We start from the raw sequence: 16853 nt of genomic DNA, 5'->3' as shown, positions 1-16853 counted from the left end.
AAAAAAGGCCCCGCGAAGTTCGCGGGGCCTTTTTTTTGCGCGCTGAAAAGTGGCGCCGAAAGATTCAAGCACATGAGTGACCGGCACGCGCCGGTCACGGCAAAATAGCGTGTCGACTGAGTAAGGCTCGGCCTACTGCAGTCATCGCGCTGAAACACGGGACGGAGCAACGCATGAAGTTCATTGACGAAGCGAGGATCGAAGTCATCGCCGGCGACGGGGGAGATGGCAGCGCGTCGATGCGCCGCGAAAAGTTCGTCCCCTTCGGCGGGCCGGACGGCGGCGACGGCGGGCGCGGCGGCAGCGTCTACGCGGTCGCGGACCGCAACATCAACACGCTGATCGACTACCGATTCGCCAAGAAGCACCAGGCGCGCAACGGCGAAAACGGGCGCGGCTCGGACTGCTACGGCAAAGGCGGCGACGACATCACGCTGCGCATGCCGGTCGGCACCATCATTGCGGACCAGGAAACGGGCGAAATCATCGCGGACCTGACCGAGCACAATCAACAAGTGCTGATCGCGCAAGGCGGCGCGGGCGGTCTCGGCAATCTGCACTTCAAATCGAGCACGAACCGCGCGCCGCGTCAGAAGACCGACGGCAAGCCGGGCGAGCGCCGCATGCTCAAGCTCGAACTGAAGGTGCTGGCGGATGTCGGCCTGCTCGGCATGCCGAACGCGGGCAAATCGACGTTCATCGCGTCGGTCTCGAATGCGCGGCCGAAGATCGCGGATTATCCGTTCACGACGCTCGCGCCGAATCTCGGCGTCGTGCGCGTCGGGCCGAGCAAGAGCTTCGTCATCGCGGATATTCCCGGGCTGATCGAAGGCGCGGCGGAGGGCGCGGGCCTCGGCCACCGCTTCCTGCGTCACTTGCAGCGCACGGGCGTCCTGCTGCATCTCGTGGACCTGGCCCCGTTCGACGAGAACGTCGATCCCGTCGCGGAAGCGAAGGCCATCGTCAATGAATTGCGCAAATATGACGAGTCGCTCTACGAAAAGCCGCGCTGGCTTGTGCTGAACAAGCTCGACATGGTGCCGGAAGACGAGCGCGCGGCGCGCGTGAAGGACTTCCTCGACCGTTTCGAGTGGGACGGCCCGGTGTTCGAGATTTCCGCGCTCACCGGCCAGGGCTGCGAGGCGCTGGTCTACGCGATCTACGACTACATCTCGACGCATTCGGACGCGTCGCGCGCCGCCGAAGCGGAAGATCTCGCGGCCGACGTGCGTTTTCGCGACGACATCGCCGGCAAGCAGGCAGACGACGAAGACAGATAACGAAGACAGATAACGACGCCGCCTGCACTCGCGGGCCGAAACACCGAGGAGAGAATCGCACGATGCGTTCGGTCATTGCCGCTGCGAAGCGAATCGTAGTGAAAGTGGGGTCCAGCCTCGTCACCAACGACGGGCGCGGACTGGATCACGCGGCCATCACCCGGTGGGCGGCGCAAATCGCGGCGCTGCGCGAGCAGGGCAAGGAAGTCGTGCTGGTCAGTTCCGGTGCGATTGCCGAAGGCGTGCATCGGCTCGGCTGGAGCAAGCGGCCGCGCGAAATCGACGAATTGCAGGCCGCCGCCGCCGTCGGGCAAATGGGCCTCGCGCAGGTCTACGAGAGCAGCTTTGGCGCGCACGGCATCCGCACCGCGCAGATTCTTCTCACGCACGCCGACCTTGCCGACCGCGAGCGATATCTCAACGCGCGTTCCACGCTGCTCACGCTGCTGCGTCTGGGCGCGGTGCCCGTCATCAACGAGAACGACACCGTCATCACCGACGAAATCAAGTTTGGCGACAACGACACGCTCGGCGCGCTCGTCGCCAATCTGATCGAAGGCGACGCGCTCGTCATCCTCACGGACCAACGCGGTCTCTTCACCGCCGATCCGCGCAAGGATCCGAACGCGACGCTCGTCGAGCAGGCCGATGCCGGCACGCCCGAACTCGAAGCGATGGCCGGCGGCGCGGGATCCAGCCTCGGCCGGGGCGGCATGCTGACGAAGATTCTCGCGGCCAAGCGCGCCGCGCACAGCGGCGCGAACACCGTGATCGCGAGCGGCCGGGAGGCCGACGTGCTCACGCGCCTCGCGTCCGGCGAGATGATCGGCACGCAACTCGTCGCGCGCACCGCACGCATGGCGGCGCGCAAGCAGTGGATGGCGGATCACTTGCAGGTGCGCGGGCACGTCGTCATCGACAATGGCGCCGTGCAGAAGCTAACCGCCGACGGCAAGAGCTTGCTGCCGATCGGCGTCGTCGACGTGAAGGGTGCGTTCGCTCGCGGGGAAGTGATCGCGTGCGTCGACGATCGCGGGCAGGAAGTGGCGCGCGGCATCACGAATTACAGCAGTTCGGAGGCACGGCTGATTCATCGGCGGCCGAGCGCGGAAATCGAAGCGGTGCTCGGCTACATGCTGGAGCCGGAACTCATCCATCGCGACAATCTCGTGCTTGTCTGAGGCACGTTCGTCCGGCCGAATGCGAAAAGCCCGCTGAACTGAAAGGTCAGCGGGCTTTCTACTGCCCGAACGCAATCAGCGCAGGTTGATGGACCGTTGCGTGCGCTCGTACTGAATGTTGTTGACGATCTGCTTCGCGTCGCCCACAGGCAGTTTGCTCGTGCAGAAGTAGTCCTGATACAGCGCAGCCTGATACGCGTTCAGTTCGCCGTTCTCGATGCGCCGGAAGTCGAACGCGACATTGCGGTCCCAGCCGGTGCCGTCTTCGTTGATGCTCGCGTAGCGGCGCCACTCGTACGTGTCGCAGCGAATGCCTTCGTAGTTGACGTTGCGCGCGCCGCTCGGGCTCGTCGCGACGACGACGTAACGCACGACGCCGTCATTGCCGACGGTGAGCGAGCTCTTGTCGACCGCGAAGGTCAGCGGTGTGTTCTCCGAAACGTTGAACGGCAGCAGGTTCGACGCCTGCGGCAACGGCGGCAGCGTATCGACTTTGTTCTCGACCCATTCCGTCTTGCGGTCGAGCAGATAGGTGAACACGCCGTCGTCCTGATTCGACGGAGCTTTGGAACTGGAACAGCCGGCGAGCGCGGCGAGCATGGCGACGAGTACCGCGGATGAGACGATGACTTTCAATTCGATGTTCCCGAATAACGGATGCGCGGACGGCGAACGCCCGGCGCGGCGAGCAGTGCTCGCCGCGCCGGGCTCACAAACGTGCCGAGTGTCAGAATGAACGAAGAACCGCCGCGCTCGATGGCAAGACCGAACGCGAAGTCAGTCGCACGACGAACGCCGCGCGATGATCCGCACTTCTTCGCTGACCGTACATTCTGCCTGAACCGCGGCGCCGGCGGCGGTTACGGCAGGTGTCTCGATCGTCATCGTCTGAATGACGCGCGGATAACGCGGCCCATGATGCGCGGCGCGCTCACCGCGTTCGCCGCGAGCGTTGGTTCGCCGCAGAAAGCGGGATAGCTCGGTGAGAGCCAGTTGATAAACGTCGCGCTTGAACTCGATCACCGCGTCGAGCGGAACCCAGTATTCGTTCCAGCGCCAGGCATCGAACTCCGGATGGTCCGTCGCGCGCAGGCAAATGTCGCAGTCGCGCCCAACCATGCGCAGCAGAAACCAGATTTGTTTCTGACCGCGATAATGACCGCGCACTTCGCGCTTGATGAACTTATCCGGCACCTCATAACGCAGCCAGTCGCGCGTGCGACCGACAACTTTCACGTGCTCAGGAAGCAGGCCGGTTTCTTCGTGTAACTCCCGATACATTGCTTGCACGGGGGTTTCGCCGTATTTGATACCCCCTTGCGGAAACTGCCAGGAATGTTCACGCAGCCGCTTGCCCCAAAACACTTCGTTGCGCGCGTTCAAGAGGATGATGCCGACGTTCGGGCGAAAGCCTTCACGATCCAGCATACAACCACCTTCGAATCCTTTAAAATTGCTTTGATTATAAACAGATAACGGCCCCGGCGCATCCGTTCCAACCCGTGTCGGAGCCCTAATTTCCCGGCTCGCGGTGCGCCTCCATGCAAGGAATCTTTGCCAGGCAACCCGGAAGTCGGCAGAATCTTCTTTTCCGGCTCCATGCAGGGCGGTCGGCCGCAGTGGGCGCGTAAGCGTCCAGCTCCGGCCTCGTGCAGAGCCGTCGCCCGTTTCGTCGTTCACCCGTTTCGCCAGCCTTCAACCACATGGTTTCGTGGGCGCGCGCCGCTTTTGGAAAATTTCTGAATGAAAGCATCCCGTTTCTTCATCGGCACCCTGAAGGAAGCTCCCGCCGACGCCGAGATCGTCAGCCACAAGCTGATGATGCGCGCCGGCATGATTCGCCGCGTCGCGGGCGGTATCTACGATTACCTGCCAATTGGCCTGCGCTCCATTCGCAAGGTCGAAGCCATCGTGCGTGAAGAAATGAATCGTGCGGGCGCGCTCGAACTGCTCATGCCCGCCGTGCAGCCGGCCGAGTTGTGGCAGGAATCGGGACGCTGGGAACAGTACGGCCCCGAGCTGTTGCGCATCAAGGACCGTCACGAACGCGATTTCGTCGTCGGACCGACGCACGAGGAAGTCGTCACGGACATCGCGCGGCGCGAAATCAAGAGCTATCGCCAGTTGCCGGTCAACTTCTATCAGATACAGACGAAGTTCCGCGACGAGATTCGTCCGCGCTTCGGCGTGATGCGCGGCCGCGAGTTCATCATGAAGGACGCCTATTCCTTCGATAAGGACGTAGCCGGCCTCGCCGAGTCGTACAGGAAGATGTACGACGCGTACGTGCGTATCTTCACGCGCATCGGGCTGGAGTTCCGCGCGGTCGCGGCGGACAACGGCTCGATCGGCGGCAGCGGCTCGCACGAATTTCACGTCATCGCGGAAACGGGCGAAGACGACATCGCCTATTGCCCGAGTTCCGACTTCGCGGCCAACGTGGAAGCCGCCGACGCGTTGCCGCTGATCGCCGCGCGCGCCGCTCCTGCCGAGGAGATGAAAAAGACGCCGACGCCCGGCATGGCGAAGTGCGAAGCGGTCGCCGAATTCCTGAACATCCCGCTGGAACGCACGATCAAGTCGATCATCCTCGCGACCGACAACGAAGGCGCCGAGCCGACCATTTGGCTCCTGATGCTGCGCGGCGATCATTCGCTGAACGACATCAAGGTGAGCAAGCTGCCGGGCCTCAAGGGTTATCGCTTCGCGACGGAAGCCGAGATCGTCGAATGGTTCGGCACGCCGCCGGGCTATCTCGGTCCCATCGGCACCAAAAAGCCGGTGCGCGTGATCGCGGATCGCACGGTCGCGAACATGAGCGATTTCGTCGTCGGCACCAACGAAGCGGACTATCACACCACGGGCGTGAATTGGGGCCGCGATCTGCCCGAGCCGGACGTCGCGGATATCCGTAACGTGGTCGCGGGCGATCCCTCGCCGGATGGCCGAGGCACGCTCGAAATCTGCCGCGGCATCGAAGTGGGGCACGTGTTCCAGCTCGGCACGAAGTACTCCGATTCAATGGGCGCCACGTTCCTCGATGAAAACGGCAAGCCCGCGCCGATGCAGATGGGCTGCTACGGCATCGGCGTGACACGCGTGCTGGGCGCGGCCATCGAACAGAATTTCGACGACAAGGGCATCATCTGGCCGGAAGCCATTGCGCCGTTCGAAGTCGTGATCTGTCCGATGGGCTACGACCGCAGCGACGCTGTGCGCGAGCAGGCCGACAAGCTGTACGCGACGCTGCAGGACGCGGGCATCGACGTGATTCTCGACGATCGCGGCGAGCGTCCCGGCGTGATGTTCGCGGACTGGGAACTGATCGGCGTGCCGCATCGGATCGTCATCGGCGATCGCGGGCTCAAGGAAGGCAAGCTCGAATATCAGGCACGCCGCGACGCCGAAGCCACGCTGCTGCCGGTGGAAGAGGCGGCGGGCGTCGTGACGGCGAAGGTCCGGGCCGCGCTCGGGAAGTAAATGCAGTACAACTTCCTGTCGGCGACGATCCTTCTGCTTCTGATTACCGATCCGCTCGGCAACATTCCGATTTTCATCAACGCGCTGCGCGGTGTCGCGACCGAGCGGCGCCGCGTGGTGATTCTGCGCGAGGTGGCGATCGCGTTCGGCATTCTGCTTATCTTCATGCTGGCCGGCGACCGCTTCCTGCGCGCGATGAACCTCACCGATGTGTCGCTGCGCATCGGCGGTGGAATCGTGCTGTTTTTGATTGCGCTGAGGATGATCTTCCCGCATCCCGATGGCCCGATGGGTGGCGACACGCGCGGCGGCGAGCCTCTGATCGTGCCGCTCGCGATTCCCGCGCTCGCGGGCCCCTCCGCGCTTGCGACCGTGATGCTGCTGACATCGCAGGCGCCGGGAAAGATGTTCGAATGGATCGGCGCGCTCACGGTGACGATGGTCGTCTGCGCGGTCGTGCTGATTCTCGCCGAGAAGATTCAGCAATGGCTCGGCGAGCGCGCGGTCACGGCGTTCGAGCGGTTGATGGGACTCGTGCTTGTCGCGATTTCCGTCGAGATGATTCTCACGGGAATACGCGCGTTCGTGCATCAGTTGTGAAAAAAGCGGCCGAGGCCGCTTTTTTTGTCCTGTCGCGCGTGCGAGCGATCACGCCCCTTCCGTCAACGCCCGGATAGTCGGCAGATTCCGCCAGTAACCTCTGGCATCCATCCCGCAGCCGAACACGTAGCGGTCCGGCACCTCGAAGCCGCAGAAATCCGGACGCAGCGGCTTCGCCTTCGGAATGATCTTCTCGCACAGCACCGCCGACAGAAACTGCTTCGCGCCCATCGCCATGATGCGATCGCGGATGGCGGCCATGGTTTCGCCTTCGTCGAGAATGTCGTCGAGCACGAGCACCACGCGATCCTTCACCGATTCGGCCGGCGCGACGCGCCACTGCATTTCGCTGCCGCCCTTGATGGCGTTGCGATAGCGCGTCAAATGGATGTAGTCGAATTCGAGCGGGAAATCCAGGTGCGGCAGGAGCATGCCGGTGAACACGGCCGCGCCGCCCATGACGGACAGCAGCAACGGAAAGTCGTCCTGCGTCGCGGCCTTGATGTCCGCAGCCATGCGTTGGATCGACGCGTCGACCTGATCGGCGCTGACGATCTCTTCGGAGTGGCTGAAAATGTGGAGAGCTTCTTCGCGATTCATAGAGGCAGGCGGGAGACGACTTTCAGTGGGGGAAAAAAGGCGGCGTGCGCCTATGATAAACCCGCGTTCCTTCCCGTCGAGGCGAAAGAAAACGCGGGTTCAGTGTCGAGGGGATCAGCGCATGCCCGGCATCATGCCTTTCATGCCGCGCATCATCTTTTGCAGATTGCCGCCTTTGAGCTTCTTCATCATGCCGCGCATCTGCTCGTACTGATTCAGCATGCGGTTGACTTCCTGCACGTGCACGCCCGCACCCGCGGCGATGCGGCGCTTGCGCGCGGCCTTGATCAGTTCCGGCTTCGCGCGCTCCTGAAGCGTCATGGAATTGATGATGCCTTCCATGCGGCGCATCTGCTTTTCGGCGTTATTCATGTCCGCGCCTTGCGCCGCCTGCTGGAATTGCGCGGGCAGCTTGTCCATCAGCGACGACAGCCCGCCCATCTTCTTCATCTGCGAGAGCTGCGCCTTGAAGTCGTTCAGGTCGAAGTCGCCGCCTTTCTTGACCTTGTCGGCGAGCTTCTGCGCGGCTTGGGTATCGACGCCGCGCTGTGCTTCCTCGACGAGCGCGAGAATGTCGCCCATGCCGAGAATGCGGTTCGCCATGCGATCCGGGTGGAACACTTCGAGGCCGTCGAGCTTTTCCGCGACGCCGACGAACTTGATCGGCTTGCCGGTGACGTGCCGCACGGAGAGCGCCGCGCCGCCGCGCGAATCGCCGTCGAGCTTCGTGAGCACCACGCCCGTGAGCGGCAGCGCGTCGTTGAACGCCTTCGCGGTGTTCACGGCGTCCTGACCGAGCATCGCATCGACGACGAAGAGCGTTTCGGCGGGCTTGAGCAGCGCGTGCAGCTCGGTGATCTCGTTCATCATCGCTTCGTCGATGCCGAGGCGGCCGGCCGTATCGACGATTACAACGTCGTGATAGTGACGCTTCGCCCAGTCGATCGCCGCGCGTGCGATGTCCGCAGGCTTCTGATCCGGCTGCGACGGGAAGAAGTCCGCGCCGACCTGTTCCGTCACCGTTTGCAGCTGGCGGATGGCGGCGGGGCGGTAGACGTCGACGGAAACCGTCAGCACCTTCTTTTTCTGCTTCTCGCGCAGCAGCTTCGCGAGCTTGCCGGTCGTCGTGGTTTTACCCGCGCCCTGCAAGCCGGCCATGAGGATCACGGCAGGCGGCGTGACCGCGAGATTCAGCTCGGCGGCCTTGCCTTCGTAGTCGCCGCCGATCACGGCGGTCAACTCGCGCTGCACGACGCCGACGAGCGCCTGACCCGGCGACAGGCTCGAAACGACTTCTTCGCCGAGCGCCTTTTCCTTCACCTTGGCGATGAACTCGCGCACGACCGGCAGCGCCACGTCGGCTTCGAGCAGCGCGAGACGCACTTCGCGCAGCATTTCCTGCGTGTTGGCCTCGGTGAGCCGGGCCTCGCCGCGCAGCGTCTTGACGACGCGCGCCATCCGTTGAGTGAGGTTGTCGAGCATGGGGAATGTGAGAATGCGGCCCTGGTTCCGGCGACGTGCAGGCGGTTTCGCGGCGATGCGCCCTACTTTGGCGCAAGGGGGAAGACGTCGCGGGCTCGGGGCCTAGTGTAAACTTCGAACATGGATATTGTACTGTATGCCCTCACTGCGTTTCTGTACGGCGGACTGGCCGTGGCAGGCTGGCGCGCGCATCGCCACACGGCCGTGGAGCCGGTCCTGGCGGGCGTGCCTTCGGGCATAGCGGCGGCGCCGGCGGCTCCATCGAAGGCATCCGGCATGAGCGGCGTGGGGCGCGCTCTATTATTAATAGCGTTGGTCGTGCACGGCGTTCTGCTGCACACGACCATCTTCCCGCAGAACGCGATGATCTTCGGCTTCGCGTTCGCCTTGTCCGCGATGTTCTGGCTCGGTGCGGGCATCTACTGGATCGAGAGCTTCTTCTTTCCGCTGGACGGCCTGCGCTTGCTCGTGCTGCCGCTCGCCTGTGTCGCTTCGCTGTTGCCGCTCGCGTTCGGCGGTGTGCGTGTGCTGTCGTATTCCGCCGCGCCGATGTTTAAGCTGCATTTCCTGATCGCCAACATCGCGTACGGGCTCTTCGCGATTGCCGCGCTGCACGCCGTGCTGATGCTGCTGCTCGAGCGGCGCCTTCAGCGCATGCGCGGCCTCGCGATGCGTCACACGGGCAACAACGGCTGGCTCGCGAGCTGGCTCGACACCTTGCCGCCGCTGCTCACGCTCGAGAAGCTGCTGTTCCGCCTGATCGGCGCGGGCTTCGTGCTGCTGACGCTCACGCTCGTCTCGGGCATCGCGTTCAACGAACAACTGGTCGATCGGGCGTTGCGTTTCGATCACAAGACCGTCTTCGCCATTCTTTCCTGGCTGATGTTCGGCGCGCTGCTCACCGCGCGCCGCATCTCCGGCTGGCGCGGACGCGCCGCGCTGCGCTGGGTGCTGGCTTCGTTCGTGGCGCTGCTGCTCGCGTATGTCGGGAGCCGCTTCGTGTTCGAAGTGCTGCTGCATCGCGCGGTCGTCTGAACGCGGTTTTACTTCTTCAAGCCGATGCGAAATTTCCTTGTTCTGATCGTTCTCTTCTTCGTCACGCAATGGCTGCTCAAGAAGCTGCGCCGCGCGAATGAGCGTGGGCAGGCGGGAACGCGTTCGGCGCCGAACGGCGCTTCCGCGACCGCGAGCGGAGCGGGCGCCCGCAGCGGTGCCGCACGCCGCGATGCGCCACGGCTCGCCGATCCGCTTGTGCGCTGCGTGCAGTGCGGCGTGCATACGCCAACCAGCGAATCGATCGTCGTCGCGGGGCAGCGTTTCTGCTGCGCGGAGCATGCGCGTCGTCACGCGGCACGTCCAAGCGGCCGCGACGCCAGATGAGCGTGGCGCGTGCGCGCGTTTTATATGTCGACGCCGTAAGCGCGCGAGCGAATCGGTAGTCGTTGCTAGCCAGCGTTTCCGCTGCTCGGAGCATGCGCGCTGTCATGCGGCGCATCCGGGCGGCTTCGGCGGGTGAATCGGTGATCGTCGCGGCCAAGGTCTGGTAGCTCCGAGTTCGCTCGGCGTCATGCGGCGCGTCCGGGCGGTCGCGACGCCAGATGAACTCGCCGCTTGCGCGGTTGAGACATCGACGCGTGCCTGCGCCTACCAGTCGATCGATGGTGGTCGCCGGCCAACGCTTTCGTTGTTCCAAGCACGCTCGACGCCACGCGTCGCGTCCGGGGCAGCCGCGACGAAGGATCAACGTGCCGCTTGTCCGCGATTCACACATCGACGCGCAAAGCTGGCTGCAGAGCGCGGCTCTCATGGCGTCGCCCAATCCGTCCTGCTGCGGTGTCGTCGACGCTCGCCCCGATCGACAGCTACAACCTGCGGTGCGACGACTTCGACAGCGACTTGACCGCGGTTCTTCAGGAGCACGCGCTCGCTATGGGCGTCCGTACTTCGATCCCCGCGCGGTTTTGCGCGTGTCGCCGCAGGTCAAGATTCGCGAGGACGACGCCGTTTAGCAATTCTTTTTTTCCAGCGATGAGCGCGAGGGGCGTGCACGTGTGTCGTGGTTTCGCGGCTAGGACCGTTACCGATCGTTAACGAACGCGCGAGTAGCCATAAGTGTCGCTCAAAGACGCGTTCGCGCGGATCGTCGTGACGCGGTAGGCGATTGACGCCATCGCCGGCCACTCCGACATCGCGTGCGCCCGCACAACTGATCGCGGCCCGCAGTTCGACCACTCCCAGCGGCGTCGCGACTTTTTCTTTCACATCCGCCCGCCGTCTGGGCGAGAGCGTCAGCAGCACCTAACCACCGCGTGACGTCTTTCTCGCTGCGACGCAACAGCTTCGCGCGGGAGTCCTTGCCGCGCTTTGGCGCAGCAAAAGTCAACCCCGCGCGGGCGCTTCGCAAGCAAATAAACCTTTTTGAGACCAGTCGAAAGTCCACTATACTTGGTGCCGAAAGACGTAATTTGCACTATATCTTGTGTTGTAGAGGCGGCGCCCGCTCCCAAGAGCCGGCGCCGCCGGCTTTCCGGCGGATCAGAAGTTTGGCTGGCCCGGGGCGGCGCGCAAGCGGTTTGGGTTGTCCCGAAACCGTAAGCGCATCGAGCGCCAGCAAAGCAGCACCGTGAAGAACGCATGCAAGTGAGCGCGAGTTGCGTCGACCGACACCGCGCGCCAACGCGGGCACCGCACGCGACGCCATAACAGTGCGGGCCGCCATCGCGCGACTCGTGTTCAAGGCCTGCTGTCTTCACAGCCCGCCAAAACACCGCGAAAAAGCGTCGTCCAGAAAGGGCACCGCACGCGGCATAAGTGATAAATCCGCGGATCATCCGCACCATTCGAACACCAGGAGTTTTGCACATGCAAACCACCGACAACGCCACGACTTCCTTCGAAGGCGCCTCCACGCAGCCTGCGGGCGGGGCGCACGTTCAGGGCGCGCAATCGCCCGCGTCGAACACGACGTATGCCGACTACAAGGTCATCCGTCGCAACGGGAGCGTGGTGTCGTTCGAGCCGTCGAAGATCGCGATTGCCGTGACGAAGGCGTTCATCGCCGTGAACGGCGGTCAGGGCGCGGCGTCCGCTCGCGTACGCGAGCTGGTCGAGCAACTGACGCAGGCGGTCGTGCGCGCGCTCGTGCGCAGCCGTCCGCACGGCGGCACGTTCCATATCGAAGACATTCAGGATCAGGTCGAACTCGCGCTGATGCGCGGCGGCGAGCACAACGTGGCGCGCGCCTACGTGCTGTATCGCGAGAAACGCACGCAGCAGCGCGAGCAGGAGCGCAGCCATGCGCCGAACGCGCAGACGCACGAAGGCGTCATCAACGTGACGGACAAGGGCGTCACGCGCCCGCTGGACCTCGACGCGCTGAAGGCGCTGATCGTCTCCGCCTGCGCGAATCTGGGTGATGCCGTTTCCGCCGACCCCATCGTCGCCGAAACGGTGAAGAATCTGTACGACGGCGTGCCGATGAATCAGGTCTACGATTCGGCCATTCTCGCCGCGCGCACGATGATCGAGAAAGACCCGGCGTACAGCCAGGTCACCGCGCGCATCCTGCTGCATACCATCCGCCGCGAGATTCTCGAAGGCGAAGTGACGCAAGCCGAAATGGGCGAGCGTTACGCCGAATACTTCCCGCTGTTCATCAAGCGCGGCGTCGAAGCCGGCCTGCTCGACGACAAGCTGCAGCAGTTCGACCTGAAGCGTCTCGGCGCCGCGCTCGACGCGAACCGCGACCTGCAGTTCGGCTACCTCGGCCTGCAAACGCTGTACGACCGCTACTTCCTGCACGTGGACGGCACGCGCATCGAGCTGCCGCAGGCGTTCTTCATGCGCGTCGCGATGGGTCTGTCGCTCAACGAAATCGACCGCGAAGCGCGCGCCATCGAGTTCTACAACGTGCTGTCGTCGTTCGACTTCATGTCGTCGACGCCGACGCTCTTCAATTCGGGCACGCATCGCTCGCAGCTTTCGTCGTGCTATCTGACGACCGTGGCCGACGACCTCGACGGCATCTACGAGGCGCTCAAGGAAAACGCGCTGCTCTCGAAGTTCGCGGGCGGGCTCGGCAACGACTGGACGCGCGTGCGCGCGCTCGGCTCGCATATCAAGGGCACGAACGGCAAGTCGCAAGGCGTCGTGCCGTTCCTGAAGGTGGTCAACGACACGGCCGTCGCGGTGAATCAGGGTGGCAAGCGCAAGGGCGCGGTGTGCGCGTACCTGGAGACGTGGCACCTCGACATCGAAGAATTCCTGGAATTGCGCAAGAACACGGGCGACGACCGCCGCCGCACGCACGACATGAACACGGCGAACTGGATTCCCGACCTGTTCATGAAGCGCGTGATGGAAGGCGGCGAATGGACGCTGTTCTCGCCGTCCACGTGCCCGGACCTGCACGATCTGTTCGGCGCGGACTTCGAGAAGGCGTACGTCGCTTACGAAGAGAAAGCAGCTCGCGGCGAGATCAAGCTCTTCAAGAAGGTGCCGGCGCAGCACTTGTGGCGCAAGATGCTCGGCATGCTGTTCGAAACGGGCCATCCGTGGATCACGTTCAAGGACCCGTGCAACGTGCGTTCGCCGCAGCAGCACGTCGGCGTCGTGCACTCGTCGAACCTGTGCACGGAAATCACGCTGAACACGAGCGACACCGAGATCGCCGTGTGTAACCTCGGCTCGGTGAACCTCGTCGCGCACCTGACGAAGCAGGCCGACGGCACGCTCGCGCTCGATCACGCGAAGCTGAAGCGCACGATCAGCGTCGCGATGCGCATGCTCGACAACGTGATCGACATCAACTACTACGCGGTGCCGAAGGCGCGTAACTCGAACCTGAAGCATCGTCCGGTGGGCATGGGCATCATGGGCTTCCAGGACTGCCTGCACTTGCTGCGCACGCCGTACGCGTCGCAGGAAGCGGTGGAGTTCGCGGATCGTTCGATGGAAGCTGTCTGCTATTACGCGTACTACGCGTCAACGGAGCTGGCGGAAGAGCGCGGCCGCTATTCAAGCTATCGCGGCTCGCTGTGGGATCGCGGCATTCTCCCGCAGGACACGGTGAAGCTGCTGGCCGACGCGCGCGGCGGTTACGTGGAAGTGGATGCGTCCGAGTCGATGGACTGGTCCACGCTGCGTTCGCGCATCGCGACGCACGGCATGCGCAATTCCAACTGCGTGGCCATTGCGCCGACGGCGACGATCTCGAACATCATCGGCGTGTCGGCGTGCATCGAGCCGACGTTCCAGAACTTGTACGTGAAGTCGAATCTGTCTGGTGAATTCACGGTCGTCAACGACTACCTGGTGCGCGATCTGAAGGCGCGCGGCCTGTGGGACGAAGTGATGGTGTCGGACCTTAAGTACTTCGACGGCACGCTCTCACGCATCGACCGAGTTCCGGCCGACTTGCGCGCGATCTACGCGACGGCGTTCGAAGTCGATCCGAAGTGGCTGGTGGAAGCGGCGTCGCGCCGTCAGAAGTGGATCGATCAGGCGCAGTCGCTGAACATCTACATGGGCGGCGCGTCGGGCAAGAAGCTGGACGAGGTGTACAAGCTCGCGTGGCTGCGCGGCCTCAAGACGACGTACTACCTCCGCACGATGGCGGCGACGCACGTCGAGAAGTCGACGGTGGCGCACGGCGCGCTGAACGCGGTGCCGTCGGGCGACGGCGGTGCGGGTTCGGGCGGCGGCTTCGGTGTGTCGGGCGGTGCTTCTTCTTCTTCTTCTGCCGGCGGCGTGGGCGGTGGGTTCAACGCTGCTGCTGCACCAGCGGTCGAGGCGGCCGAGCCGGAAGCCGATGGCCCCGTCTGCATGATGCGTCCGGGAGATGCGGGGTTCGACGAGTGTGAGGCATGTCAGTGAGTGATCGCTAGCGATTGAGTCGTTTCTTCTGCTGGCTAAGGCCGGTGCTGAGGTGGTTTCTCGGTGCCGGCTTTTGTTTTTTGTTTCTTTGTTGTCTTGTCTTGTCTTGTCTTGTCGTGGAACTTGGTTCCACGCCGAGGCAAGGCAACCACGAAGCCGCAATGCCGGTAAGACGTGTGCCCGCGCCAGAGAGGAATGCAAATAGACCGCCGCGGAAACAAGTTCCACGACGGGTCAGGGCAACCAAGAACCACCATGCGGGGAGAAAGACCTATGCCCACCCCGCCGAGGAGCGCGCCAATAAACCGACGCGAGAACCGGTCCCACGACGACGCAAGGCAACCACGAAGCGGAACGCTAAGAGAAGCACCTATGCCCGCTCGCGCGGAGGGACGCACCAACACACTGACACGACCTCGCCGGCAGGCGAAAAGAGAACCGCTACCCCCGCGTCCCGCGAGAAATCTCGCTCCCCGCATCCCGCCCCAACCGAGCCGTAACCGGCATCGAGAGAAACGAAAATAACCCGACGACAAGAAACGCCGGCCAGAAGTCCGACCATCGCACGCTAACGTGTCCATTGAGATACTGCGTAAGCTCGAGCGTGATGCCCGCCACCGTGACGCCAAGCCCGAGCGAAACCTGCTGCACGAAGCTGGCAAGACTCGTAGCCCGCCCGACATCGCGTGTTTCGATCTCCGCATAAGCGAGCGAGTTGAGGCTCGTGAACTGCAGCGCCGGAAAGAAGCCGCCGAGCAGCACAACGGCCCAGATCACCCACGTCGGCGTGGCGGGAAAGAACGTGCCGCACGCCGCAATCGCCAGCCCGGACAGCGCCGCGTTGTACAGAAGCGTCTGCCGGAAGCCAAACCGATGCAGCACGCGCGATGCCAGCGAGCGCATGAACATGCCGCCGAACGCCGAAGCACACGTGATCGCGCCGGACTTGAACGCCGTCATGCCGAGGCCTTCCTGCAGCGCGAGCGGCAAGAGAAACGGCACCGCACCGAGCCCGATGCGAAAGAGCGAGCCGCCGACGACGCTCGCCTGAAACGTCGGCACGCGAAAGAAGCGCAAGTCGAGGAGCGGCCGCGCGGTCCGGCGCGCGTACAGGCGGTAGAGCGCGGCCATCAGTGCGCCCGCGACGCACATCGCGAACGCGACGCCTTGCGGCACCAGCTCGCCGCCGACAAGCGACAGCCCGAGCAGCAGCAACACGCCGGCGCCCGCCGAGAGGAAGAAGCCGAGCCAGTCGAGCCGGCCCGGGTGTTCTTCGCGCGAGTCGGCGATGTATCGATTGGTCAGGTAGATGCCCGCGATGCCGATCGGGATGTTGATGAAGAAGATCAGCCGCCAGTGCAGATACGTCGTGATGAAGCCGCCGAGCAGAGGCCCCGCCGCCGGGCCGAGCATCGCGGGAACGGAAAGGTAGTTCATCGCGCGAATGAACTCCGAGCGGCGCACCGACCGGAAGATGATGATGCGGCCGACGGGCACCATCATCGCGCCGCCCACGCCCTGAATGAAACGTGCGACGGTGAAGGGGCCGAGCGAAGTCGATGCCGCGCACAGCAGCGAACCTACGACGAACACGCCGATGGCCGCGCGAAAGACAGCGCGTGCGCCGAAGCGGTCGGCCACCCAGCCGCAGATGGGAATGAAGACGCCTAAGCCGAGCACGTAACTGGTGACGGCGACTTTGAGTGTGACGGGATCGCGTCCGAAGGCACGCGCCATTTCGGGAATCGCAGTGACGATGACGTTGGCGTCGACGCTTTCCATGAACATCGCGCACGCGACGATGAGAGGAGCAATGAAAGCTTTGACGGCGAGCGGCATCGGAGAATGCGATCAGTCCTGGCGGCAAGAGCGGCGATTATGGCACCGATACGAAGCCACTGCGATCGCATGCCAGGCGCTATGTGATGCGATGAACATAACCGAGGAGTGAAGCGACGATGGACCCGCAAGACCTGCAGCGTCTCGTGACGCAGACGATGCCGTACGGCAAGTACAAGGACAAACTCATCGCCGACTTGCCCGGTCACTACCTCGCATGGTTCGCGCGTGAGGGTTTTCCTCAAGGCAAGTTGGGTGCGTTGCTCGCGCTCATGCACGAGATCGATCACAACAATCTGCGCTCGCTGCTCGATCCGCTGAGGCGTTGACCGCGTGCGTTGTATGCGCTATAGGTTGTAGGGCGGCATCGGCGCAGACACAAGATATTGTGGTAAAGCGGGGCGTCGAATGGTAGACTTCGGCAACGAATTCGAAGCACGCGCAAGCAGCCATGAGGCGTCGCTCGGGTACACAAGCGTCACCGGGCAAGGTCACGCACGCACGCGCTTTCATCTTC

At 63.7% G+C, this 16853-nt stretch carries 13 protein-coding genes; 8 read left to right on the top strand and 5 right to left on the bottom strand.

The annotated features are described in order from the left end of the window. Positions 1–173 precede the first annotated feature (173 nt). Both cgtA and proB read left to right on the top strand, forming a co-directional pair. Positions 174–1280 (top strand): Obg family GTPase CgtA, encoded by a 1107-nt coding sequence (gene cgtA, locus GV035_RS21770; protein ID WP_159837014.1) that lies wholly within the window; start codon positions 174–176, stop codon positions 1278–1280. A gap of 62 nt (positions 1281–1342) precedes the next feature. After that, positions 1343–2461: a glutamate 5-kinase gene (gene proB / locus GV035_RS21765; RefSeq protein WP_159837013.1), complete on the top strand. Its 1119-nt coding sequence runs from the start codon at positions 1343–1345 to the stop codon at positions 2459–2461. A gap of 75 nt (positions 2462–2536) precedes the next feature. On the opposite strand, the gene GV035_RS21760 is transcribed toward proB, so the two are convergent. Next, entirely contained in the window at positions 2537–3061 is a 525-nt protein-coding gene (locus GV035_RS21760) for a CNP1-like family protein (RefSeq protein WP_159838153.1), read from the bottom strand. 177 nt (positions 3062–3238) lie between these two features. Beyond that, complete coding sequence (locus GV035_RS21755; RefSeq protein WP_159837012.1) at positions 3239–3889, bottom strand: RNA pyrophosphohydrolase; 651 nt, start codon at positions 3887–3889, stop codon at positions 3239–3241. 315 nt (positions 3890–4204) lie between these two features. Here GV035_RS21755 and GV035_RS21745 point away from each other — a divergent pair, with 315 nt between their 5' ends. Then, entirely contained in the window at positions 4205–5941 is a 1737-nt protein-coding gene (locus tag GV035_RS21745) for a proline--tRNA ligase (protein WP_159837010.1), read from the top strand. After that, positions 5942–6541 carry a MarC family protein gene (locus GV035_RS21740; RefSeq protein WP_159837009.1) on the top strand — a complete coding sequence of 200 codons (600 nt, stop codon included), beginning with the start codon at positions 5942–5944 and terminating at the stop codon, positions 6539–6541. 48 nt (positions 6542–6589) lie between these two features. Here the strand turns inward: GV035_RS21740 and GV035_RS21735 are convergent, their stop codons facing one another. Beyond that, positions 6590–7141, bottom strand: coding sequence for a hypoxanthine-guanine phosphoribosyltransferase (locus tag GV035_RS21735; protein WP_159837008.1), 552 nt, complete (start codon positions 7139–7141; stop codon positions 6590–6592). A 114-nt stretch (positions 7142–7255) separates the two neighbouring features. Beyond that, positions 7256–8623, bottom strand: a complete 1368-nt coding sequence (gene ffh, locus GV035_RS21730) for a signal recognition particle protein (protein ID WP_159837007.1) — start codon at positions 8621–8623, stop codon at positions 7256–7258. A 120-nt stretch (positions 8624–8743) separates the two neighbouring features. Here ffh and GV035_RS21725 point away from each other — a divergent pair, with 120 nt between their 5' ends. From GV035_RS21725 to GV035_RS21715, 3 genes are all read left to right on the top strand, one after another. Beyond that, positions 8744–9658, top strand: coding sequence for a cytochrome C assembly family protein (locus tag GV035_RS21725; protein WP_159837006.1), 915 nt, complete (start codon positions 8744–8746; stop codon positions 9656–9658). A 24-nt stretch (positions 9659–9682) separates the two neighbouring features. Continuing rightward, the gene (locus GV035_RS21720; protein ID WP_159837005.1) at positions 9683–10003 is read left to right on the top strand and encodes a PP0621 family protein; all 321 of its coding nucleotides are present in this window, start codon (positions 9683–9685) and stop codon (positions 10001–10003) included. A 1482-nt stretch (positions 10004–11485) separates the two neighbouring features. Continuing rightward, complete coding sequence (locus GV035_RS21715) at positions 11486–14497, top strand: ribonucleoside-diphosphate reductase subunit alpha (RefSeq protein ID WP_159837004.1); 3012 nt, start codon at positions 11486–11488, stop codon at positions 14495–14497. Between the two features lie 441 nt (positions 14498–14938). On the opposite strand, the gene GV035_RS21710 is transcribed toward GV035_RS21715, so the two are convergent. Then, positions 14939–16336: an MFS transporter gene (locus GV035_RS21710; protein WP_159837003.1), complete on the bottom strand. Its 1398-nt coding sequence runs from the start codon at positions 16334–16336 to the stop codon at positions 14939–14941. 119 nt (positions 16337–16455) lie between these two features. On the opposite strand from GV035_RS21710, the gene GV035_RS21705 reads away from it, so the two are divergent. After that, the gene (locus GV035_RS21705) at positions 16456–16665 is read left to right on the top strand and encodes a DUF3820 family protein (protein ID WP_159837002.1); all 210 of its coding nucleotides are present in this window, start codon (positions 16456–16458) and stop codon (positions 16663–16665) included. Positions 16666–16853 lie beyond the last annotated feature (188 nt).

The sequence above is a fragment of the Burkholderia sp. 8Y genome (genome assembly GCF_902506145.1).
Taxonomy (GTDB): domain Bacteria; phylum Pseudomonadota; class Gammaproteobacteria; order Burkholderiales; family Burkholderiaceae; genus Caballeronia.
The sequence above is the reverse complement of the archived record's forward strand: the minus strand, read 5'-3'. Positions and strand labels throughout refer to the sequence as shown.